This is a genomic window from Sphingobacterium sp. UBA7038, assembly GCF_002494055.1.
Taxonomy (GTDB): domain Bacteria; phylum Bacteroidota; class Bacteroidia; order Sphingobacteriales; family Sphingobacteriaceae; genus Sphingobacterium; species Sphingobacterium multivorum.
The window spans coordinates 614,691-633,252 of record NZ_DLAV01000039.1; the positions used below are offsets into that span (position 1 = coordinate 614,691).

The following is an 18,562-nucleotide window of genomic DNA, read 5'->3' on the forward strand; positions in this document are numbered from 1 at the left end:
ATATGAAGATCGTTTCGGTATTCATTTCCATAATAGGTTAGCTATTTTTAAATATTAGGCTAAACTTCCTTTTACAAACATGCCTGTTAAACAAATTTACTGCTTTATCAACCCCCTATTTTTATTTCATTGCTAATATTGGTGAGGATACGTTTAAAGAGGCACGGTTAGGGAATTCTTTATTATTTAGCAGTACTTCTTTATTGCTAAGATAAATATTTTTTTTGGGTTACAGAATAGCGGTTCTTCCATTATTTTATTTAGTTTACGATTGTAGGTCCAAAATGAATTAAACTTACTATCTCTATATTAGATCGAAGGCCAAATCCGGTTAACATTTAGCCAAAGCGGACATCTAGCCAAAAAGCTTTCTTAAGCGGTGATAAGGTAGGCTTGTTAATTAAAAAATAGCCTAAAATATTAATAGTATGACCGAATTCAATGAACATATCGAAATTTTTAGAGAAACTTGCTGCACCCGTTTTGAAGCCTGGCAAGTACTGATTGATCCGAAGGAAAAGTTGTATCCAAATCTAAAGATTCAATTTCATCGCTCTTAATTTGGCACTATTTTAAAAAGATTGCCTATTTTGCGTTTATGAATGCAGAACTAGTTCCTTACCTCAGCGCCTTTACCCATGTTAAGAGAGCCAATACCAAATATGGACTGGCACCGCATAAGCCGATCTTGCTCTTGACTTTGGTTGAACTGATCGAAAAGGGTACCATGATCAACAATCGTTTTGAAGTCAATGTTGATCTCGTTGGACTATTTCAGGAGAACTGGCGCTTGCTGGTGCGCTCTGCGCATCAACCAGACTTTACCCAGCCTTTCTATTACCTACAGTCCGATAAGGCAGCAAACGGAAATTTCTGGTATCTATACCCAAATCCCGGGTTTCAGATCAATGCGCATATCAAAAGTGTAAAGACCCTTTCCGAAGTGGTCGCATATGGATCGTTCGACGATAAGCTTGCCGTGTTGCTTAGTGATCCGTTGAACCGCACCACAGTCCGTGATCAGCTACTTTCTAGTTACTTTCCAGAGGAACGTCTAGCTTACTATCGTCATAAGGAACTGAATGACGGCTTTTACCATGAAGTGCAATCATTGGTGCTGAATGAGCCGGAGGCTCAGTACAAACATATCTCTATTCAGACAGAGGAAGATGTGTTTGTCAGATCTGGATTGTTCAAACGCTATATCCCGCAGCTCTATCAGGATACCTGCGCCATGACAGGCATGCGGATGCGGTCTACTTTTAAGTACAACTTTATTGATGCATGCCATATCGTTCCTTTTGCGGTGACGCATGATGACAAGGTGACGAATGGAATAGCACTATGTCCAAATTTGCACCGCGCATTCGATAGGGGGCTGGTTAGTATAGATGAAAATTACACCATTATGGTTTCAGCGCATATCGACGAATTAGCGGACCATGCTTATAGTCTATCAAAACTAAAAGGAAAGCCAATTTTAGTTCCTGAACTACAACGCTGTTATCCATCGCAGGAAAACTTAGCTTGGCATCGGGATAATGTATTTAAAGGATAGTGCAGCTATTTCCAAAGTTTTCTTGTTTCTAGGAACAGTTCTATCTGGTTGAGGACTTTAGGTAGATTTTTGATTATGTCTTGTGTCCAGAATCTAAATACAACGTAGTCCATATCTCGTAAGGCCTTATTGACACGCATATCCTTTTGCATATTGCGTTCGATCTTGGGTATCCAAAAGAGACGGTTGGACTTGATCGTTTCGCGTTTGTTTTTCCAGTCGAATCCATGCCAAAATTCACCATCGACAAATATCGCAAGTTTATATTTTTTGATCACAATATCCGGAGTTCCTGGCAGGGACTTATCATGAAGACGGAAACGGATATCTTTTGACCATAAAGCTTTTCTTAGAACGAGCTCAGGTTTGGAGTTACGATTTCTGATTTTTGACATGTTGTAACTTCGCTTCGGCGTGGTGTAGAACCCCGCAGCTTCCTCAAAGCGAGGGACATGAATTCTGTCGTTTTCGTCATCGTAATTTTCCATCATTCAAAGTTAGGGATAATGAGAAATATTTTTCATAATTTTATCTAGACTTCAATGCTAGATTTTTCTTTCAAACTATACAATTGTAAATTTTTTGAAAATGGTGAATGGTTCCAACTTATCTCCGAACTCATTATTATACGTTTAAAAGCTATCTTTTAAGTTTTAATGATCAATTTCTTGTCGTAAAAATTGGATTCTTTAAAATTTTTAGGGGAGGCATTGTATGGATTTATTAATTCAAAATAAATAATGTATATTAGCATGAGGGGTTAACCCTCCTTGACAGAAAAGGATAAAGCCATGGTTGACCAGTGATGGTTTTGATTACAAAGAATCGACAACTACTCAGGTCGTTTTTTATATTAGCAATAGTTAGGAACATCGGCTATTGGATTTTCTTTTACATTACTATCTTTTACTACGGTTTTCCGTAATGTTATAAAGACTTTTAAAGGTATATTTGGAGTATTATTAACTTTTATTTTATTAATTTTTACTGTGCTAAATGTCTACAAAGTTATTTTATGCTTACATTGAAAATAATGAATGAACCAGAAATGAACGAATTAAAAAAAACAACATAGCAGATATAAATAATTTGCCTGTTATTGTGGATTGTTGAGGTTTCAAGTTCAATGTATTAGGTAGAGAGTTATACTGATTTATGTCAAGAAATTTGATTATGAGATTAGAATTTATTGTGAAAGATTTTTAGCGGTTAAAATTTCAAATAGATGTCCATTCTAATTATAGATTTATTTGCTGGTCCAAGAGGACTGGGGGAGTGTTTTTCATCCATGTTAGGTGATGATGAAAATTGTGTGTTCCAAATCAAGTTGTCTATTGAAAAAGACCCTTATGCCAATCAGACTTTACGATTGCGTAGATTTTTTAGACAATTTACACCAGACCAAATTCCCCAAGGAAAAAATCTGCTTAGTGTGGAGACTGAATTTAGCCCTCAAGATTTTTTAATTAAATCGGAAAACTACGGTGTGCTTCAGAAGCGACATCGAATTATATTGCTTGGAATACGTAGTGATATTAATGTCGTACCTGAAGTATTGGTGCAGTAAGATGCGTTAACTTTCCAGAATGTTATCGGAAGGTTACTAAAGTTAAGAAATGGTATAACTAATTCCTTGAATCTGCGGGAGATAAAGAGGGTAATCGCAAAAAGAAAAGAAAATAAATGGAAGTGACTGATAAATTTGAAACTTGCTCTGAGGGTATTACATACTATTATAGAGATTTCGACGGAGATTTAGAAAATAAAGTTTTAGAAACAATGTTGGCCAGTACTTTGAGAGAGGAGTTCTTCCATGCTACCACTTATGATATAAATAGAGAATTACCGATGGGTAATTTCTTTTTTCATCCAAATTTAGGCAGCGTTTCACATCATGTTTACCGATGTCATTTGTTACAGGATATTTACTGCTATAATTTTTTGGCAAAATTTATACAAGAAGGAAGAACACCTCCTAAAATCGATAATTATTATGCATCCGGAATATTCAACGATCGTTTTAGGGGGCAACGATGCTGCTACCACTATATTGAATTATACATCAACGAATGGATATTATTTTAACCATTTCAAGCGAGTGATCTTAAGGTAGAGGAGGTTGCACTTATACAGACTATTCTTGATAATTATTATCTCTATGGAGGGAGAACACAACAATATCACCAAGTAGGAAATGAACTACCTCCTTATTTAGCTTATCAGATTAGTGAGATATTTAAAAATACTTTAATTAATTAGTAATATGAAGGAATTACTTTTTTATTTTAATCAAAAAAGGTATCTGGAGCTAGGGGATAAACAGTTTAGTCCAATAATGAAAACGAGTGTTGGAGTGGCATTGGATTATTGTGATAATACTCAATCTAAAAAAACTGTAAATTCTCCACTTTTTTTATGTTTTCCTGATAAGAAGGAAGCTTCTTTATGGTTGTCTCTTGGAATTTTGAGAAACTATTTTGTCAACGATTATATCGATAATGCCACAAAGTCGATTGGCTTCAAAGCAGGTCAAAACGTCTGTATTTACGGATGTATAGCAAAAGTGATAACTGCTAGCGATCAGGGTGTTAATTTGATGTTTAAAGGTGGCGAGGAGGTGTTCATTAATAAGTTACATTGGTCTAATATAAGTTTAGCTGATCCAAAAAGGGTCTTAAATCTATATAAGAATTATATAGAGAAAAAACGAGAATATAGAGCTGGTCGAAATTCAATATCTAAAATACTAGAGCCTAAAGAATCTGTTGTTATAAATCAGGATAATCTTGATTCAAAAGTAATTTTGGTTTCAGGCCGTGGGAATGTACATCACTTTAAAGGGTTATTAGGACAGATAAGCATACATGATGAGCCGTTGTCAAAGACTTTTTCTGTTGACGATAATATTATTATTACTACCGATTTAAAGTCATATAGTCAGATATTTAATTCCGATTATCAAGAACGTTTAGACAAGTTTAAGAATTTACTCTATAAACTTATTGGAGTAATGCAACAAGAGGAACTTAAGGAAATCGTTTTAAAATTCTATCAAAATCTTGAAAAAGAGATGGATGTGACGTTTGAGTTTGATAATTCATTTAGAGATTTTGTGAATAATTATTTAAGCGTTATCCCTAAACTTCAGTTTGTCTATAATATATATCCTGGTCTTAAGGAAGCTATACCATCTAAACTAAGAGCTGTTGTAATCAATGATATTCGTCAAGTTGAAGATTATGAAAATACAATTAAGGCCTTTCTAGATCAAAAGATACCTGTTATAATAATTTCAGATAGAAATATTGCCATCTCTAAAGATATTGACTTTTACAATTGCCTATTTAGTGAAAATCCTCATTATTACAGATTAAACTGGAACCGGAAAAAAATTAAGGCCTTAATGGATTATGAAACAGAAACTTCATATCTTGACATGAAACTTTGGCAACAATGTAAACGTTATGCGCAGCAGGTTATAAATCTAGATGTTTATCCTCCTCATGAACTAGATAAGTTACTGCCTCAAGTGGTTGGCTGGATAAAAGAATTGGATGATTTTGAAGTTTTCCAAAAGAGCTTCTATAATTTTTTATATCCAGCATTGTTTTGTCTGAAAAATTCGCAGCAGTCTAATTTTATGATTAACAGTTTAGTTAAAAATTTTAAAACCTCATTCGAATTAGTAGAACACCAAATAAAAAGTAAAGAAATTATAGATGGTTTTAAAAAGGTTATTTCACTAGCAGAATCCTTTAATATCAATACGAAGTCATATTCGGAATCAAAGAATCTGTTTTCAACGGAAACAGTATTAAATGATGGAAGTAAATTAAAAATACCTCTTGATACTTTAAGTATTAACACACCTACCTTCGATACTAAAGAGATAATATTTACGGGCTATCCGTATAACGAATATTTTGGCCGTTATTTGATTGATTCAATAAATATTTTATTTGTTCCAAAGGTTGTTATTACATGTTGGCCGGAGGAAGCAAATTTAACTTACAGATATTTAAAAAAGAGAATTAAAGGAGGATACTTTCTTGACAACCTAGGAGATATGAATCGTTTTAATAACCAGTATTTGTTAAAAAGTGAAGAAAATATTGACAAAGAAATTGAATCGTATTTAAATACTAGTAAGCATAATTCCCTCGAAGTGATAGATGAAGAGACATTAGACTATTTGCATACATTTAAGTATAGAGGGTACCAGGTAGGTAAAGAAGAACAGCATATTTTTACTACACCCTGCAACATAGTGAATTTACAAGATGGTTTTTTTATGTTCTTACCAGTGGGTAGTACTATCTTAGGTCAATCAGAGGATAATAAAGGACAGTTACGCGTTGCAAAACTCAAGATAGATGATTTAAATATTGGTGACAGAGTTTTTACTATTATCGCCAATAGAGGTCTTTATAGAAAGCTATCAAAGTCAAATAAAGAACTTGGGAAGCATTTTGATAAGTTAGAACTTTGGAGAGAAATTCTACATAGTCTGTATTTAAAATGTGATGGAGATTTGAAAACCTTAGAAAATAGACTAAAGGCCATTAAGAGGGAGAATAATTTTAAAGCAGGGAATCCTGTTAAGAGTAGCATTCAGCGTTGGCTATTTGATGAAGAAATGCTTTCTCCAGAAATTGATAACCTTCGTATTATTTTGAAAGCCGCGGACGTCAGTAAATTAGAAGTTGTTTTAGAGGAGATTAACTTTGCGTACAAGTCAGTTGCATCATTTACTATAAGTTTAAGCTCCGAAATTAGAAAAAGTATAACTCATAAGCTTTCAAACCATAACTCGGATTCTAATGTCTTTATTTTTGATATAGATGGGATGACATTTCATGTATATGCCAAACAAATAACCTCTATAGACAATAATAAAATTGAAGTTGAATATAGTAATACAAGGAGGTTTTTATGTTAGTACCAGATGCTATTGACCATTTTGACTCCAATGGAGAAAGATTGCTTTATTTTAAATTCAAAAATGATAAATCCACTAATGGAATGTATATACTTCACTCATTATTCACAAATTATCATTTTAAGAATATTTCTGGAGAGTTAGATTTTCTTGTTATAGCCCCCAATGAAGGGGTGTTTGCAATTGAAGTTAAACACGGGGGCGTTTCAAGAAAAGAAGGTACTTGGAGCTTTGTGAATAGAAATGGAGAGGTTACTAAAAAGACTAAAAGTCCTTTCGCTCAAGTTGATGCAACAATGAATTCTATAAGAAATTATGTATTAGATAAGGTAAAGAGTGATAGTAAACGTTTTGAAAAGCTGTCTAAAATTCTTTGGGGTACTGGTATTGCATTTACTAGCATGGAAGGATTTATTGATTTTGGTCCAGAAGGATATTCTTGGCAAATTTTAACAAAGCAAGGATTGAAGGTGCCTGCTAGTAAGTATATTTTAAGTTTAAGTAAAAACTGGCATTATCAGAATAAAGGTAAATATTGGTATGATGCTGAACAATCTCGACCAACAAAAGAAGATTGTGAATTATTATTACAAATATTGAGAGGTGATTTTGATATAGATTATAGGGATATAAACATAATTAATGATAACGAACATTTAATAGAGAGTTATACTAAGGAACAGTTTGCTTTACTTGATTTTGTAAATTATAATAAAAGATGTTTAATAGAAGGAGCAGCTGGAACAGGCAAGACACTTATGGCCTTAGAAACCTCTCAAAGAAAACTAAAAGATAATTGTCGAGTAGGTTTGTTCTGCTACAATAAGCAATTAGGAGCAAAACTAAAACACTCAACAGATTTGATTTCAGGTTATAATGCAAATGGATCTTATACAGGAACTTTACATAGTTATCTTTCTTCGAAGACAAGTTCGGCGGTTCCTGAATTGAATATGGAATTACAAAAGTATTTTAATGAAGACTTGCCGTTTGAATTTTTAGATCAAAATGAAGGTTTCGATGAAAATGAAAAATTTGATGTTTTAATAATCGACGAAGCTCAAGATTTAATAAACCCATATTATCTCGAGGTATTCGATATGGTGCTTAAAGGGGGAATTAAACATGGACAATGGATATTGTTTGGCGATTTTTCAAACCAAGCAATTTATTTAAATCAACCAATTGAAATTATTGACTTGTTGAATTCGAAATCCACCTTCGCTCATTTTCCTCCCTTAAAAGTGAATTGCCGTAATACGAAAAGAATTGCTTCACAAAATACTTTAGTTACTGGAGTGGAAATGGCTGAGTTTAGGTCTGGAGGGTTTGATGGAGAATCTGTTGCCACTAGGTTTCCGGCGGTAAGTTTACAGAAGAATACAATTGAGGAAATCGTTGCTGAGTTGATGTCGAGGGCGATTCCACTCGAGAAGATAGTACTTTTGTCGCCAAAGATTTTTAATAAGTCGGTTTTAAAAGATTCAGCTTTAGTTTGTAATTGGATAAAACAAGGACTTAAGGTTTCGACTATACATAGTTTTAAAGGATTAGAAAGTATAATAGTAGTTCTGTATGATTTTGATGAGATAAATTCAATAAACGCTCAGAGGTTGTTTTATACTGGTATTTCTAGAGCTAAACAAGAATTATATATCGTCTTAAACAAAAATCTTAAGGAAGATTACTATAAGTTGATAAGTTTAAATTATCTAAAATTGAAATAATATGAACACTAGAGATGAGATTTTATATGCAGTAGAGAAAGAAATTGTTGGACCACTAAATAATCCCAATTATCTCGACGAAGAATCTGGCGAAGAGATATTATTAGCTAGTGTTCATGGTTCACCAAAATCAAGGTATGGCGCTGGTATGCTTTATCCACAACAGTCAGAATATACAGAGGAATTCGATACAGGAGAAGATCGAGAAGAAAAAGACGAACAGGATGATTTAAATACCAAAGAAATTGAAGGTCAAAGGGCGGAGGCTACAATGGGCGACACTGCTATAGATGAAGAACCTGTTGGGTTAGCCAATCAATATTTTCCTTCGGCTATGGGATTTACCGTGCGTTTTAATGCTAATTGTGAAAATGATCTTGTAAAGCTTCATGTTACTTCGGCATTCTATGAGAAGGGTAATTCAAAAAAAGCAAAGCTGAAACGAAATGAAGATGGAAGCATTTCTGTTGTTGAAAATAAAGATGGTGTTGTCAGTAATTCTGAATATTGGATAAGACGTCCAATAATTTGGGAATCTATAGAGCTTTCAATTAAATCGATGATATTGGATGGGAATAAAAGCAGTCAGTTTGTAATAAAAAGAACAAATAAAGATAAACCATGGTTAAGTTTGAAAGTTTTTGACAGATCTACAGAGAATGATCAGAAAGAAGGATATCGGATTTATACATTTGTTTTGATCAATAATTTAATAGCACAAACTGTTGATTCGATAGATTCTAATAATATTCTTTATCAAAATAAGCTGGTTCTTTCAACGGAAAATAATCACTTGATAGCTCCATATAAAGAAAGGAATTCAATTTCTGATACCGATGAAGAAGCAGAGTTGAATTTATTATATAGGAAAAAAAGAGTTTTCTCTATCGGTCATGGAGCTTCGGTAGTCTGGAATACTATGATATGCCCCGAATCAGGTTATGAAGTAGTGAATAGGATTAGTACAAGTATTATTCCTGTCTATGATTTACCTCAAGTAGCTCCTACTTCACATGTGCATTTAAGCATGTTAGAAATGTCTGATTTAGGCAATTGGGATGAAGCTAAGAAAGGGTTATTAGTCTTACAAAATGAATATCAAAAATGGATTAGCCAGATTGAATTAGAAGCAGAAGGACTAGATAGATTTAAGGGTATTGCGCTGTCAAATATAAAAAAATGTCAAAACTCACTGGATCGGATTAAAACGGGGATACAAATTCTACTCGAATCAGATACTAACTCTGACGTTGTATTATGTTTCAGATGGATGAATAGGGCAATGCTTTGGCAACAACAAAGATCAAAAACGAGAATTCGTAAATGGGTTAGAGCTGAAAAAGGAGAGCATGCGCACTTAAAATTAGAAGGCATTGATGGAGCGACAAAAGAACACATTTTTCAAGATTTAAAAACATTTCATAATAAGAGTGAATTCAATGGAAGGTGGAGGCCTTTTCAACTGGCATTTGTATTAATGAATATTGAATCAATGGTGAATCCCGAATCAAAAGAACGAGGTATTGTTGATTTGATCTGGTTCCCAACAGGAGGAGGTAAGACAGAAGCTTATCTAGGGCTAACCGCTTTTAGTATCTTTAATAGAAGAATTAAAATAAAGGAAGATTTTAATGAAGATTTATATGGTGGTACAGCCGTTTTAATGCGTTATACTTTACGATTGTTAACGACCCAACAATACGAAAGAGCTTCATCTTTAATATGTGCCTGTGATCTAATAAGAAAAGAGAACTTATTGGATCTAGGATCTGAGTCCATCTCTATTGGACTCTGGGTAGGTGGGGATACAACTCCCAATAAGCTAGACCAAGCAAGGTCTCAGTTAAAGAGTTTGCAGAAAGAAATGAAAGCTGATTATAACTTTGTTGTCATGAAATGTCCTTGCTGTGGTTCCCAAATAGGTAAAGTTGATGAACCTATAAAAAACGGAGAAAAAATAAAAGGTTTGTATGCTGATGATGGGAACAATGGTAAAGTAGGTTTTAAATGTGAAAATAAATATTGCGAATATTTTAACGAACCACTTCCCTTACAAGTGGTAGATGATTTAATTTATGAGAAGCCGCCGACAGTTTTGCTAGGGACAGTCGATAAATTTGCTATGATACCATGGAGGAAAGAAGCTGGTAGTTTATTTGGATTTAGAAATGGAGAAAAAGGTTGGAATAGAATAATACCTCCGGAATTGATTATCCAAGATGAACTTCATTTAATTGCAGGGCCGCTTGGAACCATGGTTGGGTTGTATGAAGTTATGATTCAGACACTTTGCAATAATTACAAGATGGAAATACCGCCATTTATTACCGTCAACAATATTGATTTTGTATCACCAAAAATAGTAGCTTCTTCAGCGACTATTAGTCGTTCTTATGAACAAGTTCGAAGTTTGTATGGTATTTCTTCCAGAGCACAGCTAAATATTTTTCCTGCTCAAGGACTGTCCTTTGGAGATACATGGTTTTCCGAAGAGAAGTCCTTATTTGAAAAGGATGATAATGGCCTACAAAAGTATCCTGGTAGAAGGTATGTTGGAATATTAGCCAATGGATTTCCTTCCATGCAAACGGCAATAGTAAGGATGTATGCTATTGTTTTACAGTCTGTTAAAGAGGTGTCGGTTAGGGGAGATATAAAAGAAGGAGAAATTGATTATTACTGGACACTTTTAGGTTATTTTAATAGCATTCGAGAGTTGGGAGGTGCTTCTTCACTTGTATACGGAGATATTAGAGAACGGTTAGGACAGCTTCAAAGTAGAGATTTAAAACGCCATCAAGAGAGAAGGTACATTAATCGAATAGAAGAATTAACAAGTAGAATCAGCTCGTCTGACATTCCCTCCACTTTAAAAAAATTAGAAACATCATTTGTTCGAGATAAAATTCAAGCCTTAGATATTTGTTTAGCAACTAATATGGTTGCGACTGGAGTTGACATTTCGCGATTAGGATTAATGTTCATCCATGGCCAGCCCAAAACGACAGCAGAATATATTCAAGCAAGTTCAAGAGTTGGTAGAGATTTACAAACGGGACCTGGAATTATTTTTACATTGTATAGTCCTACCAAGCCAAGAGATAAGTCGCATTATGAACAATTTCAAGGATATCATAGCCGAATCTACTCAAATGTGGAACCAACATCAGTTACTCCATTTTCAGTAAATGCAAGAGAAAGAGGGTTGCATGCCATTTTAATTGGGATGGTTAGGTATTTTTCTAGTGGAGAAATAAAAGACTCACCAATTATCAATAAAGAATTTGAAGATTTGATTGTAATAGTTTCTAATATTATTAAGAAAAAATGCGAAATTGTTGATAGAAATGAATTAAATAATACCGAAAGCCTAATCGATAGTAGAATTAAATTTTGGAGAAAAGGATTTCAATCTTATGGTGACGCTGCAAATTTTGAAATTTTAAATAAAGATGAGTTTTATCCTCTTATGTATGCCAGTAGCGCAGAAGTGAAGGAAGATATAATTCTAAATAATCGCTCATTAGCAACACCGACTTCAATGCGAGGAGTTGATACGGAGTCAGTTTTGAGTATATATTCAAATGGTAATCAAGATGGCAAATAAAAGCTTAAGAAGTAGTCAAATACTTTCTCCTTTCGGAATCGGACAAATAGTTAACTTCCCTCAAGAGGTCTCATTAATGGTTTGTGGTTTGAACCAATGGGATGAAGTCATAGAGCAAAGAAAAATACAAGCAGGAAAAGATAGTATTGATGAAATTAGTTTAAGGATAATAGAACCTCGTTTGCAAAAGCTTTTGGGAGTTGACTATTTTGTAAAACCCTTTGTCTATAGTTCTTCTGGCTCAAAAAATAAAAAATTAACAATTCCAGCTATTAGGTTCCCAAGATGGCATTATTGTATCAATACAAAATGTGGTACAATGCGTGAAGTGGAGTTGACACTTGCAGATAAGAAGGTGGAGTGTTTAGCGTGTTCTGTTAAAGGGAAACCGAAGTTTAAAATGATACCTGTTCGATTCATTGCAGCATGTTCCGAAGGTCATATTCAAGATGTGCCATTTAGGGAATGGGTTCATAATGGATTTATTCCTAAAGATAACATAGATCATAATTTATCCTATCACTCTCTTTCTGGCGCTGGGGATCTTGGCAGTATTCTTATAAAATGTTCCTGTGGTAAAAGTAGGACACTGACTGGACTGATGAATATTAGAAAAAAAGAAGGTGTAGTTTTGGATAGTGCGTTGGCTCGAATTGGCTTAGAAGAAGATGAATATGGTTATTCTGAAGAAGGGGTAGACCATCGTAACCCAACAGGTCAATATTGTAAAGGACATCGACCTTGGCTCGGGATTGATGGTGTGAATGGAGTAGAACCTTGTCATCAGCATCTTCAAGTTTTAATCCGGGGAGGTTCAAATGTTCACTATGCAGATATTGTATCTGCACTTTACCTTCCAGAGGCCTCTATAGAATCTCGTGAATTAGTTGTGAGATTTTTTGAAAAACATGGTGGTAAGTCAACTTTGAAGAAATTATATGAGCTCGATCAAGGTCAGATGCTTAAGAATATGTTTGTAAAAGAACCTATGTCTTTAATTGAGGATGTAATTGCTGAATTGGCTAATGACATAGATAATATTGAAAAAACTCCTGAATCAGTTAGTGAACTACGAATCGAAGAGTATAGATATATTCTAAATGGGCGAGACTCAGAAAACTCTGCATTTAAAGCAGTTTTAAAAACATTTGAGGATTATTTGGAATCCGATTTTTTAAAAGAATACTTTGAGTGTGTAGTCTTGATAGAGAAATTGAAAGAAACTAGAGTTTTCAGAAGCTTCTCACGTATCAATCCAGGAAATACACTTGCGATGAGTAATCTTTCAAGTAAAGAAATTAAGTGGCTACCTGCGATAGAAGTGTATGGCGAAGGTATATTCCTTAAATTTAGAGATGACAAGATCGATCAATGGTTAGATTCTTATGGTTCTTTTTTTAATGAAGTAAGCAATAGATATACTAATGCGCTATTAAAGCGTAGGCCAAATGCTGAACAGAGAGAGCTTAACCCTGCTTTCATTCTCCTGCATACCTTTGCGCATTTACTTATAAAGCGACTATGTTTCTATTGTGGTTATGGTTCATCTTCTCTACGAGAGAGAATTTATTTTAAAAATGGAGATGAAAACCGAATGAATGGAATTCTTATCTATACGTCATCTGGAGATTCTGAAGGTTCATTAGGTGGACTAGTTAGACAAGGAAAAGCTGAAAACTTAGGGAAAATAATTAAAGACGCCATTGAGGATGCTAGGTGGTGTTCTGGAGATCCAGTTTGTTCAGAAATAGGTAATTCAGTAGGACAGGGCCCCGATAATGTAAATGGAGCTGCTTGCCACAATTGCTGTATCGTACCTGAAACAAGTTGTGAAGAGTATAATATGATATTAGATCGAACAACCATAATAGGAACGTTTGAAAGAGAAATAGGTTTTTTTAAGCTTTAATATTTACCGGAACTTGTAGGATATAAAAAAATCCTTATGGGAAGATACATTGTTTTATTGGGAGGGTGTTACTACAAATAGTTTAATATCGTTTAATGTATTAACAATACATTAAACGATATCATTCCTTGCTTTGATGTGGAATTATTGAATGATAGTGAGTTTTTCGAATTGACTGTGCCATTAAGCGTGTAAAATAGACAATGCGGAGTTCAGTTATGTTCCTTACGACCGGACTCTTTTTTTAATATTGTTTTTGTAATTAACAGTAATACATCAGAGATAATCTAAATGAAATCCTAAATATTAACCAAGATTAGAATAGATATAAATATGAGAGATATGGTTTTTAAAGCATTAGAATGCATAAAAGAAAATCCAGAGTATATCTGTAAATATTTGACGCCGAACGATACGGGCGAAAATGGTTCCCATCAAAGTGGTATATATATTAATAAAGCTGATGGTAGGCTTCTTTTCACAAAATCATTTAAAAAGGGAGAAAATGTACACAGTGATATTATTATTAGGTGGTTTGATACAAATTTTGAGAATCATTGTAAATTCATATACTATGGTAAGGGGAGAAGAAAGGACGAGTTTAGGATAACCTGTTTAAACAGAAAGCTTAGGAGTAAAGATTTTTTTCTTCTTGTAAAAGTAGAGGGAGAGTTCATAGGCTTTATCTTTGATAATTCTCAGGCAGCCGTCTTTTTGACAAAAATGCGCGATATTCATACCGCATAGTTTTTAGATGATTTCACTATCAGTGACATACAGATACTTTTGTTATTCAAACAATTTGTTTATATTTTTGTTGCAAATTACAAGCATATTTTGGCTAAAACATTAAATTTTATTGATCTTTTTGCAGGAGCAGGTGGTTTGTCTGAAGGCTTTGTTCGGGCAGGATTTAATCCTATTGCCCACGTCGAGATTGATAAAGCTGCATGTTATAGTTTGAAGACACGTGCTGCTTACCATTATTTAAAAGACAATGGTAAGTTTGATACTTATATTAAGTATTTAAAGGGAGAAATTGATCGCTCTACTCTATACCACCATATGGATATTCCAAAAGAAATACTAGAAAGTGTTATCCATTTGGGAATAGGTGAGGAGAACAATCCTGTAATTTTTGATAGAATTGAGCGTAACCTGCCACAGGATAAAGAAGTTGATCTCATTATAGGGGGGCCACCATGCCAGGCTTATTCTTTAGTCGGTAGAGCTCGTTCTGAACATGGTATGCGAAAAGATCCACGTAATTTTTTGTATGTGCAATATGCAAACTACCTAGAACGCTATAAGCCTAAGATGTTTGTTTTCGAGAATGTTTTGGGGTTGAAATCGGCAGGGAAGGGCGCATACCTAGCTAATATGGAGCGTCTCTTCAACAAAAAGGGATATAGTATAAAGATCTTTACAGTTAAGGCTGAAAATTTTGGTGTTCTTCAGCAGCGCCGTCGACTGATTATCATAGGTTGGAGACAGGATTTTGTTCCTAGTTTACCTGATCTGGACAATTATCAGTCCGGTATTCATGGGTTGGTGTCAGATATATTTGCCGACCTACCATTCTTAAATGCTGGTGAGGGGGTAGATAAGTACGTTGGTTATGATTCAAATGATTATCAATATTTAAAAGACAGCCATATCCGTAATGGGATTGATGTTTTGACCCAACATATTGCTAGACCACATAACGAGCAGGATAAAGAAATTTATCGTATTGCTGTTCAAAAATGGCTTAAAGATCGGGAGCGTTTAAATTACAACGATCTGGCAGACCATTTAAAAACTCATAATAACCGAACTTCTTTTACGGATCGTTTTAAAGTCGTTGCTGACGATCTGACTGCGGCACAGACCATCGTAGCCCATATAGCAAAGGATGGACATTACTATATCCATCCTGATATTGAACAAAACCGCTCTATTTCGGTTCGTGAAGCAGCACGTTTGCAATCTTTTCCTGACGATTTTTATTTTGAAGGTGTTAAGGAGGGGGCTAACCGTACTGCTGCCTTTAAACAAATTGGTAATGCTGTGCCTCCATTGATGGGAGAATTGATTGCTAAAGCTCTTTTACCTTATTTAGAGGGTTAAAAATAAATTACATATTAATACGATCATATTCAGAAATCTTCACTGAAAAGTTCGAAGACCAGCTGCAGGAAATGTGCGCAAAAAGTATATTGAGTACGCTGCCAGTCAATTCAAATTTGATAAGTAGCAGAATCGTAATACTGCTACGAAATTACCCCTGTGTTAGTAAAAGTGAGTCTCATGCTATTTTTTTCAAACCTAACACGCAATATTGTATTCTCTTCCAAATCAAAGCAATTATTTGTTCATTTTTCTAGTAGTGGGGGTGTTTTTATAAAATTCCGCCCCCGATCTTTTATTGTTGATCTCCACTACTTATTTATAGCACAGTCAATTCTCGAATATTGACTTTTTTTTGTAAATTTATTCAATACCATTGGAATATATTACTAAGCTGTTAGAACGAAATTCTCTCCAAATTTGTAGAACAAATTTTACAAGTTACAGAACCACTAGTAAAAAAGCCATTAAATAATAGAATGAAAGAAAAGACAATTCAAAGTAGTGAAATTATAGATTTATCATCTAGGCAAGAAGGCCATTTTTATGATCGAAAAGCTAAAGAAATCGACGGAAAAAAGATACAAAAAATAGCTTGTGCATTTGCAAATGCTGATGGCGGCGATTTTATTGTCGGGATAAAGGATGATAAAGATGAATCCTCTCCTTCCAATAGATGGAGCGGTTTTAAGTCAAAGGAAGAATTTAATTTTGTTTTTCAAAATTTAATGGAAATTAGACCATCTATTCCGTACGTTGCTACATTTCTTCAAAGTGTCATAGACAACACTTACTCTCTCCAAATTACTGTTGAAAAAAGTGAAAAAGTCCACAATACAGCAGACAATACGGTGTATATTAGGGTTTCGGCACAATCTCTTCCTATAAAAGATCCACAAAAAATACAGGAATTATCCTTCGCCAAAGGTGAAACATCATACGAAGACTTAGTTTATAGAGACGCAACAGCAGAGGATATATTTGAATCAAAAGAGATAAAACGTTTTCTTCTTGACTATTCACCTCAATCGGACCCAATTGATTTCACTGTAAATCAAAACTTGGTTGATAGAAATTCATATGAACCTAAAATGTCAGGACTTTTATTATTTAATGATAATCCTGTTGCAATTTTGCCTCGAAAATGTGGTATAAAAATTACTCGATATGATACAGCAGAAAAAACACCAGAACGAGAGCATCTTAAGGAGCAAGTAAATATTGAAGGGAGCCTTTATGAGCAAATTCATAACGCATCGGAAACCATTACATCGCTGATGTCTAATGTTAAGATATGGACACCCAAAGGACTTGACACTGTTAAATATCCTGAGGAAACAATTTGGGAAATATTGGTTAACGCTGTAATTCATAGAGACTATTCAATCTCAGATGACGTCCACATTTTAATTTTTAACAATAGAATTGAAATTAATAGCCCCGGGAAACTTCCAGGCTATGTTACAGAAGAAAATATTTTGGAATCTCGATATTCTAGAAATACTAAAATTGTTAGAACTTTAAATCGGTACAGAAATCCGCCTAATAAGGATATGGGAGAAGGTTTAAATACAGCCTTTCAGAAAATGAAAGATTGGAGATTAAAAGAACCAATTTTAAAGGTTGATGGAAACTATGTAAAAGTAACCATTGCACACTCACCAATTGCCTCACCAGAAGAAACGATAATTGAGTTCCTAAATAATTCTGAAAAGGTAAAGAATAGGCAAGCTAGGGAATTGACGGGTATAAAATCAGAAAACAAGATGAAAGCGATTTTTTATAAGTTAAGAGACCAAGGACTGATTAAACCAGTAATGAGTAGAAATGGGACTACTGTTGTTGCATGGACAAAAGCCTAAACTTGCTGAAACAGTTCGAATGAATTCAATATACATTGAAAAGCTTTTGCCAAACAGTATGATCGTTCGCTATTACAATTCGAGGATGGTGTTGTCTATTTAGAATTTTGTACGGAGTAAAATGTCCGAGACGGCGGAGATCTGACTCAAATTAGGCCGAAAGACTTTGGGTTATGTTTTTTAGAAAATTATCAATTAAACCCGAAAAGTCTCTGAAGATTTTACTTATCTATTTTTTTTGTACTGAAAAAAATGCCCAAATAACTATACTACAATAAGGAAATATTTCCTTATTGTAGTTGTAGGTTATTTTATTTGAATAATATTTTGTATTTCAATAAAAGTTGAGGGAGGCGTTAGTTATTTTTTTGATTAGAAATACATAAAGTATTTTTATTAGTTTATTCTTCATCGTCAAGATCTTCAATAGTTGTATTTGGAACTTCATCATCGTCAATGGTACTGGACTTATCGACTTCAATTTGTTCTGCAACAAGCCAATCACTATCGGGGCGAGTAATCAAGCGCGCATTGCTGTAGGCCCAATCTAGAGGTAAAATGGTGTGGCCTAAATAATTACCCGATGGCGTTTTTTCTGTAACCAACGCTAAATCAATAATATCATCATCAATTAAAGAAAGCGGTAACAGCAATGACATTTTATCGTTCGAAGGGTAATACATTGGGATAGCTGTTTTAAAGTTCCATTGCACTCTTTTTAGAGCTAAACTTAGGCTATCTGAAAACCTGTTTTTGATTGCTCGGAATTTTTTACTATCAGTCTCTATTGCCTTCGATAATTCATTATAATAATTGTTTTTTTCCAAGGTAGTATCATACTACCCCAATAC

Annotated in this window: 13 protein-coding genes and 1 pseudogene; 12 read left to right on the forward strand and 2 right to left on the reverse strand. The window is 34.2% G+C overall.

Features of this window, described 5'->3' with window-relative positions; translation table 11 throughout:
* Positions 1-428 precede the first annotated feature (428 nt).
* Positions 429-560: a hypothetical protein gene (locus tag B3H30_RS24270; RefSeq protein ID WP_286834939.1), complete on the forward strand. Its 132-nt coding sequence runs from the start codon at positions 429-431 to the stop codon at positions 558-560.
* Between the two features lie 38 nt (positions 561-598).
* On the forward strand, positions 599-1,558 hold the full coding sequence (locus B3H30_RS24275) for an HNH endonuclease (protein WP_286834941.1): 960 nt from the start codon (positions 599-601) through the stop codon (positions 1,556-1,558).
* A gap of 5 nt (positions 1,559-1,563) precedes the next feature.
* Here B3H30_RS24275 and B3H30_RS24280 read toward each other — a convergent pair whose 3' ends face one another.
* Positions 1,564-2,049 (reverse strand): very short patch repair endonuclease, encoded by a 486-nt coding sequence (locus B3H30_RS24280; protein WP_286834943.1) that lies wholly within the window; start codon positions 2,047-2,049, stop codon positions 1,564-1,566.
* A 734-nt stretch (positions 2,050-2,783) separates the two neighbouring features.
* Here B3H30_RS24280 and B3H30_RS24285 point away from each other — a divergent pair.
* The 10 genes and pseudogenes from B3H30_RS24285 (at position 2,784) to B3H30_RS24325 (ending at position 17,711) form a co-directional block, all read left to right on the forward strand.
* On the forward strand, positions 2,784-3,125 hold the full coding sequence (locus B3H30_RS24285) for a hypothetical protein (protein WP_286834945.1): 342 nt from the start codon (positions 2,784-2,786) through the stop codon (positions 3,123-3,125).
* Positions 3,126-3,241: 116 nt separating this feature from the next.
* Positions 3,242-3,643 carry a hypothetical protein gene (locus B3H30_RS24290; RefSeq protein ID WP_286834947.1) on the forward strand — a complete coding sequence of 134 codons (402 nt, stop codon included), beginning with the start codon at positions 3,242-3,244 and terminating at the stop codon, positions 3,641-3,643.
* A gap of 27 nt (positions 3,644-3,670) precedes the next feature.
* Positions 3,671-3,817, forward strand: a pseudogene (locus tag B3H30_RS24950) (DNA cytosine methyltransferase); the annotation flags it as partial.
* A gap of 4 nt (positions 3,818-3,821) precedes the next feature.
* Positions 3,822-6,497, forward strand: coding sequence for a hypothetical protein (locus B3H30_RS24295; protein ID WP_286834949.1), 2,676 nt, complete (start codon positions 3,822-3,824; stop codon positions 6,495-6,497).
* Positions 6,491-8,224 carry a nuclease-related domain-containing DEAD/DEAH box helicase gene (locus B3H30_RS24300; protein WP_286834951.1) on the forward strand — a complete coding sequence of 578 codons (1,734 nt, stop codon included), beginning with the start codon at positions 6,491-6,493 and terminating at the stop codon, positions 8,222-8,224. Before B3H30_RS24295 ends, B3H30_RS24300 begins: the two co-directional genes overlap by 7 nt.
* A 1-nt stretch (position 8,225) precedes the next feature.
* Positions 8,226-11,831: a helicase-related protein gene (locus tag B3H30_RS24305; protein ID WP_286834953.1), complete on the forward strand. Its 3,606-nt coding sequence runs from the start codon at positions 8,226-8,228 to the stop codon at positions 11,829-11,831.
* Positions 11,821-13,740, forward strand: coding sequence for a DUF1998 domain-containing protein (gene drmB, locus B3H30_RS24310; protein WP_286834955.1), 1,920 nt, complete (start codon positions 11,821-11,823; stop codon positions 13,738-13,740). The genes B3H30_RS24305 and drmB overlap by 11 nt, the downstream gene beginning before the upstream one ends.
* Positions 13,741-14,082: 342 nt before the next feature.
* The gene (locus B3H30_RS24315; protein ID WP_286834957.1) at positions 14,083-14,487 is read left to right on the forward strand and encodes an EcoRII N-terminal effector-binding domain-containing protein; all 405 of its coding nucleotides are present in this window, start codon (positions 14,083-14,085) and stop codon (positions 14,485-14,487) included.
* A gap of 90 nt (positions 14,488-14,577) precedes the next feature.
* A complete protein-coding gene (locus tag B3H30_RS24320) occupies positions 14,578-15,849 on the forward strand; it encodes a DNA cytosine methyltransferase (protein WP_286834959.1) in 1,272 nt (423 codons plus the stop codon).
* Between the two features lie 479 nt (positions 15,850-16,328).
* Complete coding sequence (locus B3H30_RS24325; protein ID WP_286834960.1) at positions 16,329-17,711, forward strand: ATP-binding protein; 1,383 nt, start codon at positions 16,329-16,331, stop codon at positions 17,709-17,711.
* A 401-nt stretch (positions 17,712-18,112) separates the two neighbouring features.
* Here B3H30_RS24325 and B3H30_RS24330 read toward each other — a convergent pair whose 3' ends face one another.
* Positions 18,113-18,538, reverse strand: coding sequence for a DUF3825 domain-containing protein (locus tag B3H30_RS24330; RefSeq protein ID WP_286834961.1), 426 nt, complete (start codon positions 18,536-18,538; stop codon positions 18,113-18,115).
* Positions 18,539-18,562 lie beyond the last annotated feature (24 nt).